The following is a 12,490-nucleotide window of genomic DNA, read 5'->3' on the forward strand; positions in this document are numbered from 1 at the left end:
CATTGGCGAGATCAACACCGCTACCGTCCGCTTTAACGCGAACCTTCACATTATAGTCAATCACGCGTTTGACAGGCACGAGTACCTTCATCGCGCTCTCCTCTGGTTAACTTGGTTGGGTTTGTACAAGGGATGGACGCCCGGATACCTTTTCGTACCAAGCGGTAAGCTGCGGGCGACCGTGGCGCCAGTCCCCAATGGGTTGACGGAAATCGAGATAGCCCAACGCACAGGCCAGCCCGATACAGGCGGCGTCGAAGTTGGACTCAAGTGTATCCGAGACATGTGCCTCGAACCAATCAAGGGCACGGTTTGCCTTTTCCGCTTGCGCATCAAGCCAGGCCTGAGACACCTGATCTTCTGGCCGGACTCGCCGCTCATAAACGCATAGCAAAGCCGCCTCAATTACGCCTTCGGCAAGGCTTTCGATGGTCAACCGGTCGAACTCTGCATCGCCCTTTTCATAAAGGGGGGCGTCCGTCTTCAGGCTGTCAACAAATCGCAGGATCGCTCGGCTGTCGTAGATAACGCGACCGTCGGATCGCTGAAGGCATGGCAACTTGCCCAGTGGATTACGCGCCGCGAGCTCGGCGTTGGTGTCGACAGGAGAGGTCGCAACTTCGACCTCTTCAACAAGGTTTTCGACACCCTTTTCGAGAACGGCAACTCTGACCTTGCGGGCGAAGGGCGAGGCTGGTGAGAAATACAATCGATTCATGAGAGCGCTTCCTGATTAATCATGTTTGACGGTGACAGGATGCTATCCAGTTTTTCGGCGGGCACCAGCCCACAATCCGAGGCCATTTCACGGATCGACTTGCCGGTGAACAAAGCCTGTTTGGCGATGTGCGCAGCAGCATCATATCCAATGTGCGGGGCGAGGGCGGTTGCGAGCACCAGACTGTTGTCCAGTTGTGCTGCACAACGCCCTGCATCGGCCTGAATTCCCTGAACACATTTTTTTGTCAGAGCGTGGATGCTGTTGGTCAGAATCTTTAGTGATGTCAGAAGGTTGTAGGTAACGACAGGCTCCATCGCGTTCAGTTGCAACTGCCCGGCCTCAGCGGCCATAGTCACAGTCAGATCGTTGCCGATGACCTGATAGCAAACCTGATTGACCATCTCAGGGATCACCGGATTCACCTTGCCGGGCATGATCGACGAACCTGCTTGAACAGCAGGGAGGATGATTTCACCCAACCCAGCGCGAGGGCCAGAAGACAGCAAGCGCAAATCATTGCATATCTTGGACAATTTCACTGCCACCCTCTTAAGGATACCCGAAAAGGTAACAAAGCCGCCCAGGTCCGAAGACGCCTCGATCAGATCACTTGCTTGCCTGAGATCGAACCCCGAGATTTCGGCCAGATGGGCCACTGCACGTGTGTCATAGCCGGGTTCGGCGTTGACACGCGTACCAATCGCGGTGCCGCCAAGGTTGATTTCGGTCAGCAGCTTGCCAATCTCGTGAATGCGGTCAATGTCCTCTCCCACGTTCACGGCAAAGGCCCTAAACTCGGCGCCCAGCGACATCGGTACGGCGTCCTGCAACTGCGTGCGGCCGACCTTGGCTATGTCCGCGAAAGCTTTGGCACGGCCTTCGAATGCGGACTGAAGCCCTGACAAGGCTGCGCACAATGGAGCTACGTGGAACAGAACTGCCAACCGAACTGCGGTCGGATAAACGTCATTGGTGGACTGTCCGTGATTGACGTCATCGTTGGGATGCAGATGTTGATAGGCGCCGGGCGGGTGGCCAAGTTTCTGTAGGGCCAGATTTGCAATCACCTCATTGGCGTTCATGTTGGTCGAGGTTCCGGCCCCGCCCTGAATCATATCGACCACGAAGTGATCGTGGTGCTGCCCAGCAATGATTTCGTCGCATGTTTCAACGATGGCCTGCGCCTTGTGCTCTTCGATGCCGCCAATCTCTCCGTTCGCCTGCGCCGCTGCGCTTTTTACCATCGCCAGCGCTGAGACAAGGTTTGAAAACTGAGACAGTGGTACCCCGGTGATCGAAAAGTTCCGGCGCGCGCGCTCGGTCTGAATCCCGTAAAGGCACGATGCTGGCAGCTCGATAGCGCCGATTGAATCTATTTCGGTTCGGAACTGGGACATTGCTCATCGATTTCAAAAGACTGAATTGGGGTCAGGCTTACTGGACGGGACCCGCTATCTAAAGACGGTCTTTCCGTTGCTTTGATTAGGAGTTGTCGAAGCAATGGACCGAGTGTTTGCGCGCACGGTCAAATTCAAGGCGGCGGAACGGATGCAAATCTATTGTAAAATTATGTTTTAAAACAAAAAAATGTAAATGATTAGGATTAGCCTAATGTTTGATGAGGAACTCAATAATTCAGCGGACTGCCCTCCACGTATATAACCGGCCCAATCTTCGCGATGCTTAGGGAGGCGGACGTGTCTAACAAGGAAAATGTCGCGATTGACGTGCGGGATGCGGTTAAACGCTATGGCGACTTTACGGCGCTAAAAAAGATCTCACTGTCAATCATGGACAACGAGTTCTTTACACTTCTGGGGCCTTCGGGCTGCGGCAAGACCACTTTGTTGCGGATGATTGCCGGGTTCGAAGATGTGACCGAAGGTGCAATTTTCCTCTATGGCGACGAGATCGAGAGCCTGCCGCCCAACAAGCGTCCTGTGAACACGGTGTTTCAGAACTATGCGCTGTTTCCGCATATGACCATTCTGGACAACGTGGCCTTTGGTTTGGAAATGCGTGGCGCTTCGAAATCCGAGGCGCGTACCAAAGCTGGTGAGATGCTGGAACTGGTGCAGCTGAGCCAGTTCTCGGCACGTAAACCTAGTCAGCTTTCAGGTGGCCAGCAACAGCGTGTGGCGCTGGCCCGTGCGTTGGCGCCACAGCCGAAAGTGCTGTTGTTGGATGAACCGCTGTCGGCGCTGGATCTCAAGTTGCGCAAGGCGATGCAGCTTGAGCTGAAGCATTTGCAGCGCGAAACCGGGATTACCTTCATCTTCGTGACCCACGATCAGGAAGAAGCCCTGACCATGTCCGACCGCATCGCCGTCATGTCAGCGGGCGAGATGCAGCAACTGGGTGCCCCAACGGATATCTATGAGCGTCCGCACAACATGTTTGTGGCGGACTTCATCGGCGAAACAAACCTGCTGGAAGTCTCTGTCGATGGCATCGAAAACGGCCGTGCTACCTGCCACCTTGGCGGTGGCCATGAACTGACCTGCAATGCTGTTGATGGCGTCGGCGTCGGGTCCAAGGTGCACATGTCGATCCGGCCCGAACGCCTGTACATGTCTGCCGAGCCGGTTGAAACCGAGGGCCTGCACGGACGGGTCAAGGACAACATCTTTGTCGGTACCGACATCACCACAATCGTGCATCTGGACGAAGGTCCGGATTTCGTGGTCCGCACATCGAATTCCGATCGCGGCAACAAGCGCATCTTTGAGCCGGGCACAGAAATGTTCGTCAACATGGAGCTGGGGGCCGCGCGCCTCCTGGTGGACTGATGGCAGCAGGTGCAGCAAGCGGCGGCAGCGCAACGACCGACACCTATAAAGAGGCCCGCACATGGCTGTTGTTGCCCGCATGGGTGACCCTGTCCATTCTGGTGCTGGCCCCGGTCTTCATGATGCTGATCTACTCTTTCCTGACGAAAGAGTTCCGAGGCGGCGTGATCTGGGAATTCTCACTAGCCGCCTATGATCAATTCTTCTTTGATCGCGGACTGTTTGGGGATGATCCACCCAAGATCGAGTGGACCTATATCACCATCTTCTGGCGTTCGATCTGGCAGGCAGGCGCGGCGACGCTACTCAGTCTGGTGATCGGTTTCCCGACGGCCTACTTCATTGCCACGCGGCCTGAAAACATGCGACCGATCTGGGTATTCCTGATCACCATCCCCTATTGGGTGAACCTCCTGATCCGGACCGTGTCGATGAAATTCCTGCTGCGCGATCAGGGTCCGCTGAATGACTTCCTGATCAACATCGGTCTGATCGACACCCCATTGCAAATCGTCAACACCAACTTTGCGGTGCAGTTGGGCCTGTTCTATTCCTATCTGCCCTTCATGGTGCTGCCGATTTATGCGGCGGTGGAACGCTATAACTTCGCTCTGAGTGAGGCTGCGGCCGACCTCTATGCCACCAAGTGGACCACGTTGCGGCGCATTCTGTTGCCCGCGGTCAAGCCGGGTGTCATCGCAGGGTGTATTCTCGTCTTCGTTCCTTCGATGGGTTCGTTCCTCGCCCCCGATCTGCTGGGTGGTGCCAAGAACTTCATGATTGGCTCGCTGATCGAGGAACAGTTCAAAGGCAATGCGGGCAACTGGCCGTTTGGCGCGGCGGCGTCGATGATCCTGCTGACCATGGTTCTAATCCTGTTGATGCTGTTCGCGCGGCAACAGGCCAAAGCCGAAAAAGCGGAGGGATAAATCATGGCGAGCAAACAATTCGACATCAAATCCTACACCGGCTTTAAAGGGATCACCCTACTGTGTCTGGTCGTGCTGTACGCACCGCTGCTTGTGGTGACGATCTACAGCTTCAACGCCTCACAATCGTTAACGAATTGGGAAGGTTTATCACTACGCTGGTATGCGGATGTCTTCACCGGTCCTGAGAGCGAAAAGTTCAAACAGGCCGCCAAGAACAGCTTTATTATCGCAATCGTTGCGGCCACGGTGTCGACCTCGATCGCTACGCTGGCGGCGACCGGCATGGTCCGGGGCGGCAAGTTCAAGCTGCGCACCGTGTCCTTTGGCCTGATCAGCCTACCTCTGATGGTGCCCGAGATCGTGACTGCTGTTGCAACCCTGATCTTCTTCAACTCGATCGGGTTTGATCGCGGCATCATGACGATCCTGCTGGCCCATATCGCCTTCTGCATTCCTTTTGCCTATCTGCCGATTTCGGCCCGGATGCAGGGGATCGAGGACAGCTATGAACAGGCCGCGCAGGATTTGTATGCCACCAAGCGGCAGGCGTTCACCAAGATCCTGCTGCCGCTGATGATGCCGGGCATCATCTCGGGCTTTCTGCTGGCCTTCATTGTTAGCCTGGACGATTTCATCATCACCAATTTCGTCAAAGGCGCGGGTGTCGAAACCCTGCCGACGGCGATCTTCGGTTCGGTAAAGCAGGGGATCAAACCCAATATCATGGCGATTTCGACCATGTTGCTGGGCGTGTCCATCGTCATGGTCACGATCAGCTATTTCGTCAGCAAAACCGACAATACCAAATAGAACCAACAGATGGAGAGAACGATGAAACATATGATGAAAAGCGGCGTCGCGGCGTTTGCCCTGACATTGGGTGCGAACGCTGCCGCAGCGGAAGGCGAACTGGTTCTGTACCACTGGTTCGAATACATGCCGCAGGAACTGCTGGAAAAGTTCACGGATGAGACCGGCATCAACGTGACCATGGATACCTACGATTCAAACGAATCCATGCTGGCCTCGCTCAAGGCCGGTGCGATCGGAACCTATGACGTGGCCGTTCCGGGCGATTACATGGTTTCGATCATGACCGGCGAAGGGATGCTGGACACAATCGAAGATGGCGAGTTGAAAAACAAAGGCAATATCGAACCCGAATGGGCCGATCCCAGCTTTGATCCGGGTCGAAAACACTCGATCCCGTATCAGTGGGGCTCAACCAGTTTCGCCGTGAACCGGGATGTCTATGACGGCGACATTCAAACTACCGATATCCTGTTCAACCCGCCCGCCGAATTGCAGGGCCGCATCAACATGCTGGACGCGCAGGGCGAAATTATGGTCATGGCCTCGCTGCATCTGGGCATCCCGCAATGTTCGAGCGACCGTGAGCAGCTAAAGGCGTTGAACGCTCTGCTGCAGGAGGCCAAGCAACATTGGACCTCATTCAACTCGGATACCGCGAAAGAGGTTTTGGTCTCGGGTGATGCAGCGGCTGGTCAGATTTATGACGGTTTCTCTGCCAAGGCCCGGGAAGAGGGCGCTAATGTCGAATACGCCTTCCCGACGCAGGGCTATGTCGCGTGGATGGACAACGTCGTTCTGCTGAAAGATGCACCCAACCGCGAAAACGCACTTAAATTCATGGACTTCCTGCTGGAGCCGGAAAACATCGCAGCTGTCACCAATTTTGCCCGCTACAATGCCGGAGTAAAAGATGTGTCGGAATTCCTTGATCCGGATCTGGCTGCACAGCCGGAAAAGAACCCGCATGACAATGTTGGGCCCGGTGTCTTTATCGAGGTCTGCAGCGAAGAGGTTCAAGCCGTCTATGACCAGATCTGGACGAACCTGAAAAAGTAAAACTCCCCGTTTGTGACGCAAGTCTTTTCCGGGCAGCCCGTCTGCCCGGTTTTTTTATTCAGATTGTGCGCCGACATGGTTGAGCACCAGTAAGAAGAGCTCGCGCTCGGTGGTGATGTCGAGCTTGCGATAAATACTCTTGCGATGATTTTTGACCGTGCCCACCGCAATGCCCAACTGTTCTGCGATTGAGGCAGATGGAAATCCGCGTAAAGCCTGATGGCAGATCGAAATCTCGCGCTGCGTCAGACGATTTGCAAACAGGCTTTCGATGACTTCGGATAACACCAGTGACGACGACGCCATTGGGCGCTGTATGATGAATGTGATCCGGCCATTTGGTGCAGGCGGGAAATCCGCACCCAGCCTTTCTGAAACAACATGCGCCGTGCCAACGACCCGAGGCTGCCCCGGCGCGGCCTGACGGGCGTGACTGACCGCATCTGACAGCGCAATTGTCTGCCCGACAAGCTGATGCCAGTTGCTGCTGACAAAGCTCTGCCGGCCTTGGCTGTCATCAATGGCAAAGGCGTCGGCTTCGGGGAAACCGGTGTTTTGCGTGGCACCTTCCCCCAGTGCCTTGAGGATCAGGCGCTGGTTCAGATCGTGCAGAGCACGGATGGTGGGGTACAGGACCCGCAGCATGTCCATCTCATCCTTCGAAAACGGTGTGCCACGCAGAAAGAAATAGTTGTCCACCGCCCCGCCGATCTTGGGGCACAGCACCGCGATTTCATCCGCCATGCCGGTCTGGGGCTGAAAGCGCAGGATATAGACGCGGGCCTTTTCGCCGACGCGCCCGTCCGCGCCGCTGAGTTCGCCCAGACTCAGCACGCCATTCACCTGATGTTCACGCCAGTGTCGAAAAAACGGGTCAAAGCGGTAAGCACCCGCCAGATAAAAGTCGATCTCATCCTCGGGCACATGATTGCGCACAAGATAATGCGGTAGCGCATAGCGCGAGTATTGCAGCACGCCACGGCTTTCGGCCCCGAGAAAGGTGGCGATCGCCTGGCTTAATGCCGTCTGGAATTCTTCGGTGCCGCAGGTTTGCACCGCCTTTGACAGGTCAGGTAGCGTGGTTTTGGGGGAGAGGACTTGTTGGGATTCTGCCATGGTCCGCTTTGGATATGTCCCTTTAGGGACACTATGCTCCCGGTCGGGTCTCGTTAAACTTTTGGCAATCATATTGCCAACCCGCCCATTGGCCAAGCCATAGGAAAGGTTGCGTTTCTGCAAGCCAGGGAGGCCAGCCATGCCAAGAGATCCCCGTTACGACGTTCTGTTCGAACCCGTTAAAATCGGACCTGTTACAACAAAGAACCGGTTCTATCAGGTGCCGCATTGTTCCGGTACCTCCGACAACGCCCCCGATGCCAACACGCGGATGCGCGAAATGAAGGCCGAAGGCGGCTGGGGCGTCGTCTGTACTGAAATCGCCGAGATCGGCGATACCACCGAGTTCTGGCCATTCCCTTCGCTGCACCTTTGGAATGACGAAGACATCAAACGAATCTCGCGCATGCCCGAAGCAGTCCATCGACATGGCGCGCTGGCCGGGGTTGAGCTGGGCCATGTTGGCCTGGCCGCTGGCAACCGGGCATCGCGTACTCCGCCGTTAGGACCGACTTCGCGCCTGACGCTGGAATCGGTCGAGCCGTTTCAGTCCAGAATGATGGACAAACAGGACATCAAAACCGTGCGCGAGCAGCATATTGCCGCTGCGGTACGCGCCCAGAAGGCGGGATTTGACATCGTCTATGCCTATGCCGGGCACGGTTTGTCGATCTTCAGTCAATTCCTTCAGCCCAGCTATAATACAAGGATCGATGAGTATGGCGGCAGTCTGGAAAACCGCGCACGCCTACTGCGTGAGGTATTGGAAGGCATGAAAGATGCCATCGGTGACAAATGTGCTGTCGCGTTCCGTTTTGGCGTTAACGAGATCGACGGCGATATGGTTCAGGGCAAGGAGCTGGTCGAGATGCTAAAGGACATCCCCGATCTGTGGGATGTGAACATCACTGACTGGCCCGAAGACAGCCAAACCTCGCGGTTTTCCAAGGAAGGCTTTCAGGAAGAACAGATCGCTTTTGTCAAAGGCGTCGTGGACAAGCCGGTGGTCAGCGTGGGTCGCTTTACATCACCAGATACGATGCTGTCTCAGGTACGGCGCGGCGTTCTGGATCTGGTGGGCGCGGCTCGTCCGTCGATTGCCGATCCGTTCATCCCGACAAAGATCGACGAGGGCCGTGTCGATGATATCCGCGAATGTATCGGCTGTAATATCTGCGCCTCCGGCGAGATGTCCTATGCGCCGATGCGCTGCACGCAGAACCCAACCATCATGGATGAATACCGCCGTGGCTGGCACCCGGAAAAAGTGCCCGCAAAAGGTTCGAACGACAACATCCTGATCGTTGGCGGTGGTCCTGCCGGTCTGGAATGCGCCAACATCCTGTCAAAGCGGGGTTATGAAGTGACCGTGGCAGATGCACGTGAGGAACTTGGCGGCCGGGTCAAGCGAGAAGCGAACCTGCCGGGCCTGTCCGAGTGGATCCGGGTCGCCGATTATCGCCTGTATGCGTTGCAGCAATTGGGCAACGTGAACCTCTATACCGAGTCACCGCTGGAAGCGGGCGATATTCTGGAATTCGGGATGGAACATGTGGTAATTGCCACAGGTGCCACGTGGCGTCGTGATGGTGTGGGCCGGTTCAACCTGACGCCGGTGCTGAAGGGCGATGAGGCAAATGTTCTGACCCCGGACGACATAATGGACGGGGCAGAGGTAAACGGACCAGTCGTGATTTATGACGAAGACGGCGCTTATCTGGGCAATGTGATTGCGGAAAAGCTCGTCAAAGATGGGCATGATGTTACCTATGTGATCCCGGCCTCCGAAGTCGCGCCGTATCTTGCGCTGACAATGGAACAGCACAAGGTCATCGCCCGCCTGATGGAGTTGGGTATTCAGATTGAGCGCCTGAAATCCCTCAAGGCGGTTCATGCGGACAAGATCGAATTTACCTGCGTCCATAGTGGCGAGGGAATGAAACTGCCGCTGGGAACTGCGGTTGTGCTGACGTCCAAAAGCCCCAATGATGGTGTCTATCAGGACCTGATGGCGCGCGAAGGCGACTGGGCGGATGCCGGTATCAAATCCGTCACCCGTATCGGCGACTGCGAAGCGCCCTCGATCATTGCCGCCGCCGTTCACGCAGGACACCGCTGGGCGCGCGAACTCGATTGCGTCGAGCAGCACGTGCCGCAATTCCTGCCGATGCCACTGGCCTGAAGAAGGAGGAGAACATGAACAAACCTATTCGTTTGCTGGCTGACGGCCACCCCGAAACCGGCTTTGTCGCGTCTTCGCTTGTAGCTGAAGGTGATTTTACCACCGCAGACAAGACAGAGACGATCAGCAGCTTTTTCGAAAGTCAGGATGAAAGTATTTCAGTCGGTGTGTGGGAATGCGCGCCGTGCCGTGAAGAGATCGAAGCCTATCCGGTGGACGAAATGATGACCGTTATCTCAGGGTCGGTCACCCTGACTGGTTCGGATGGGGCGGCGCAGACCTTTGAGGCAGGAGATACCTTTTTCATCCCAAAAGGCACGCCTTGCACTTGGGAAATCACTAGGACATTGCGCAAGTTTTATATGATTTCAGCATGATGTTTGCGCGGTGCGGGTTACTCGGCGCCGCGTAAATTACGAAAGACGGCCAGAACGGCGATAAACAAGAACATCACTTCAATGACGATCGCACCCGGATTGGGCCGATGGACCAGCGAGACCATGACCAGCGATCCTCCCAGAATGTTCCAGGTATTGAAGGGTATCTTGTTCGCCGGAAGGACGTTGCGCGTCGCCAGATAGTAGACGCATACGATAATCGCCGAGCCCAACAGGCCAACCCCGTCAGAAAATGTGAGTTCCTGAAGCAATTCCATCGTCTGTCTCAATAACTGATATCTTCAAGGATGCGGTCCATCATTGCATCACAGGCATTGAGTTGCCCGAGATCCAGATACTCATCCGGTTTATGGCCTTGATTTTCCATTGACCCCGGGCCGCAGACAACTGTGGGAATACCCAGTTCGCTAAAGAACCCAGCCTCGGTGCCAAATGCGACCTTGGTTGTAGAGTTGCTCTGCGCCAGCTTCTGGGCATAACCGATCACTGCATCCGTCTCGGATATATCCAGCCCGGGATAAGCGTTGTACTGTTCGATCTCAACCCGCGCCTCGGGGCAGATGTTTTCATACTTTGCGCCAACCCTGTGCGCCGCGTCTTGTACCTGGCTAAGAATGTCTTTCCCGCGATCCGCAGCCAGATGCCGGTATTCAAACGTCAGTTCCGCGCGGTCCGGCACGATGTTCAGCGCCTTACCGCCGGACAACATACCAACGTGGAAGGTTGTGTAGGGAACGGAATAGGCCGGATCACTGTTACCGCATTCGGCAAAGGTCTTTTGCAGATTCCTCAACTCATTCACGAAATCCGTTGCCAGATGCAGCGCGTTGACGAATTTCGGGGCCAGCGCTGAATGCCCGCTTTGTCCGTGGCACACGGCCCGCAATGCGGCCTTGCCTTTGTGCCCGATCGCCACCTGCATTTCGGTGGGCTCCCCCACAAAGCAGGCGCGCGGCTGGCCCAGCATCGGGGCCAGCCGATCCAGCATATGCTGGATGCCAACGCATCCGACCTCTTCATCATATGACAGCGCAATCTTCAGCGGTTCACGCAAGCTCGACTTCGCCGCCCGGTCTGCCAGCGCCATTACCGAGGCCACATATCCCTTCATGTCGGTGGTGCCACGCCCATAGAGGCGGTTGCCCTCGCGGGTCAGGCTGAACGGATCTTTGGTCCAGCTCTGTCCCTCGACCGGAACGACATCGGTATGGGCGGACAACAGCACACCATCGCCGTTTGGCCCCATTTCTGCATAAAGTCCGGTCTTCTCGCCGCCGGGGTCGGTGATGCGATGAACCTCAAAACCACGGGTCTTAAGGAATGTTTCGACATAGCTGGCCAGATCGAGGTTCGAGTTTTTGCTGACGGTATCGAAACCGATCAGCTTTTCCAGGACTTCCAGTGAAGACGCCATACTTTTTGTACCCGCAATTCGAATGCATAAACTGTGTCACAGTCAGCCTATACGACCCGTGAAAAACATAAATCCGGGAATGGCGAAGCAGTGGTTAGGAGAAATCGAAGCAGTTTTCAGCCGGTGTTCAACGTGTAAAGGCCCGGAAGTGTGCCTGAGTTCACCGCTTGCTCGCAATGCTGAATAAACGCCCGCATCGTGTTGGTTTCATTTTCCGTTCGCGCCCTGAGCAGGCCGAGATGCATCGGCCGGAGGTCGCCGGCCAAAGGTACAAAGATCAGCTTTTTGCCATCGGGCGACAGTACATTCAGGGGGCGGATATTTGCGATGGAAAACCCAAATCCATTGGCCACTAATGAGCGCATCACCGACATGTCCGAGGTACGCTCTGCTATGTTTGGTTTGATGTTGGCATCGCGGAAAAACGAAAGGAAATATTCTCCGCTGAACGGCAGATCCAACAGCACCATTGGACTGTCCTGAAGGTCAGGAATCGTCAATTCTGCCCGGTCGGCCAGCGGGTGGCCCTCGCCCAGAACGACGTAAGGAGGCAGTCCATAAAGTGGCCGAAATTCAAGATCGGCAGGGATGTCCAGATCATAGGTCAACGCAATGTCCAACTCGGCCCGCCGCAACTGACTGAAGATTTCGGCCTGATTGAGCTCGCGTTGTTCTATCCGGACCTCGGGATATGTATTTTCAAACTCGCGCCGCAGCCCCGGCAAGACGATTTGCGCAAAAGTCATCAAGCAGCCGACCGACAGGATACCCTGAACCTTGCCGGTGATTTCCCCGGCGAGCGTAGCCAGCAACTCGGCCTCACGCAGAACGAATTCCGTGCGTTCCATGAACTTGTGCCCGGCCTTGGTCAGCGACAGACCGCGGGCGTGTTCTCGGACAAAGAGGTTTACGCCGAACTCTACTTCAAGCTGGTTGATCGCCGCTGATATCGACGGCGATGAGACGTTCAGCTTGTCACTGGCGGCGGCGATGCTGCCTGCCTTTCCGACGGCCACAAAGTACTCAAGTTGGCGTAGCGTGTACCTGAAAGGCAAACTGGCATCCCCGC

The 12,490-nt window shown here is 55.8% G+C and carries 12 protein-coding genes and 1 pseudogene; 6 read left to right on the forward strand and 7 right to left on the reverse strand.

Annotation, left to right across the window (positions count from 1 at the left end; translation table 11 throughout):
- The 3 genes and pseudogenes from ACR0NA_RS17825 to ACR0NA_RS17835 all read right to left on the reverse strand — a co-directional run.
- A pseudogene (locus ACR0NA_RS17825) lies at positions 1-91 on the reverse strand (electron transfer flavoprotein subunit beta/FixA family protein); the annotation flags it as partial.
- A gap of 15 nt (positions 92-106) precedes the next feature.
- Positions 107-718 (reverse strand): glutathione S-transferase family protein, encoded by a 612-nt coding sequence (locus tag ACR0NA_RS17830; RefSeq protein WP_480731219.1) that lies wholly within the window; start codon positions 716-718, stop codon positions 107-109.
- Complete coding sequence (locus ACR0NA_RS17835) at positions 715-2,118, reverse strand: aspartate ammonia-lyase (RefSeq protein ID WP_480731221.1); 1,404 nt, start codon at positions 2,116-2,118, stop codon at positions 715-717. Before ACR0NA_RS17835 ends, ACR0NA_RS17830 begins: the two co-directional genes overlap by 4 nt.
- Before the next feature lie 282 nt (positions 2,119-2,400).
- Between ACR0NA_RS17835 and ACR0NA_RS17840 the strand changes: the two genes are divergently transcribed.
- The 4 genes from ACR0NA_RS17840 to ACR0NA_RS17855 are packed head-to-tail and all read left to right on the forward strand — an operon-like array spanning position 2,401 to position 6,311.
- Positions 2,401-3,510, forward strand: a complete 1,110-nt coding sequence (locus ACR0NA_RS17840; protein ID WP_480731224.1) for an ABC transporter ATP-binding protein — start codon at positions 2,401-2,403, stop codon at positions 3,508-3,510.
- The gene (locus ACR0NA_RS17845; RefSeq protein ID WP_480731226.1) at positions 3,510-4,439 is read left to right on the forward strand and encodes an ABC transporter permease; all 930 of its coding nucleotides are present in this window, start codon (positions 3,510-3,512) and stop codon (positions 4,437-4,439) included. Before ACR0NA_RS17840 ends, ACR0NA_RS17845 begins: the two co-directional genes overlap by 1 nt.
- A gap of 3 nt (positions 4,440-4,442) precedes the next feature.
- Positions 4,443-5,252 carry an ABC transporter permease gene (locus ACR0NA_RS17850; protein ID WP_480731228.1) on the forward strand — a complete coding sequence of 270 codons (810 nt, stop codon included), beginning with the start codon at positions 4,443-4,445 and terminating at the stop codon, positions 5,250-5,252.
- 21 nt (positions 5,253-5,273) lie between these two features.
- Entirely contained in the window at positions 5,274-6,311 is a 1,038-nt protein-coding gene (locus ACR0NA_RS17855) for an extracellular solute-binding protein (RefSeq protein WP_480731230.1), read from the forward strand.
- Positions 6,312-6,365: 54 nt separating this feature from the next.
- On the opposite strand, the gene ACR0NA_RS17860 is transcribed toward ACR0NA_RS17855, so the two are convergent.
- Positions 6,366-7,427 (reverse strand): helix-turn-helix transcriptional regulator, encoded by a 1,062-nt coding sequence (locus ACR0NA_RS17860; RefSeq protein WP_480731232.1) that lies wholly within the window; start codon positions 7,425-7,427, stop codon positions 6,366-6,368.
- A gap of 139 nt (positions 7,428-7,566) precedes the next feature.
- On the opposite strand from ACR0NA_RS17860, the gene ACR0NA_RS17865 reads away from it, so the two are divergent.
- A complete protein-coding gene (locus ACR0NA_RS17865; protein WP_480731234.1) occupies positions 7,567-9,609 on the forward strand; it encodes an oxidoreductase in 2,043 nt (680 codons plus the stop codon).
- A gap of 14 nt (positions 9,610-9,623) precedes the next feature.
- Complete coding sequence (locus ACR0NA_RS17870) at positions 9,624-9,986, forward strand: cupin domain-containing protein (RefSeq protein WP_480731236.1); 363 nt, start codon at positions 9,624-9,626, stop codon at positions 9,984-9,986.
- Positions 9,987-10,003: 17 nt separating this feature from the next.
- On the opposite strand, the gene ACR0NA_RS17875 is transcribed toward ACR0NA_RS17870, so the two are convergent.
- The 3 genes from ACR0NA_RS17875 to ACR0NA_RS17885 all read right to left on the reverse strand — a co-directional run bounded on the left by ACR0NA_RS17875 (position 10,004) and on the right by ACR0NA_RS17885 (position 12,476).
- Positions 10,004-10,264, reverse strand: a complete 261-nt coding sequence (locus tag ACR0NA_RS17875; protein ID WP_480731239.1) for a CBU_0592 family membrane protein — start codon at positions 10,262-10,264, stop codon at positions 10,004-10,006.
- An 8-nt stretch (positions 10,265-10,272) separates the two neighbouring features.
- Positions 10,273-11,421 (reverse strand): acetylornithine deacetylase, encoded by a 1,149-nt coding sequence (gene argE, locus ACR0NA_RS17880; protein WP_480731241.1) that lies wholly within the window; start codon positions 11,419-11,421, stop codon positions 10,273-10,275.
- Positions 11,422-11,537: 116 nt separating this feature from the next.
- Positions 11,538-12,476, reverse strand: coding sequence for a LysR substrate-binding domain-containing protein (locus ACR0NA_RS17885; RefSeq protein WP_480731243.1), 939 nt, complete (start codon positions 12,474-12,476; stop codon positions 11,538-11,540).
- Positions 12,477-12,490: the final 14 nt, after the last annotated feature.

The sequence above is a fragment of the Ruegeria sp. C11 genome, from assembly GCF_056537725.1.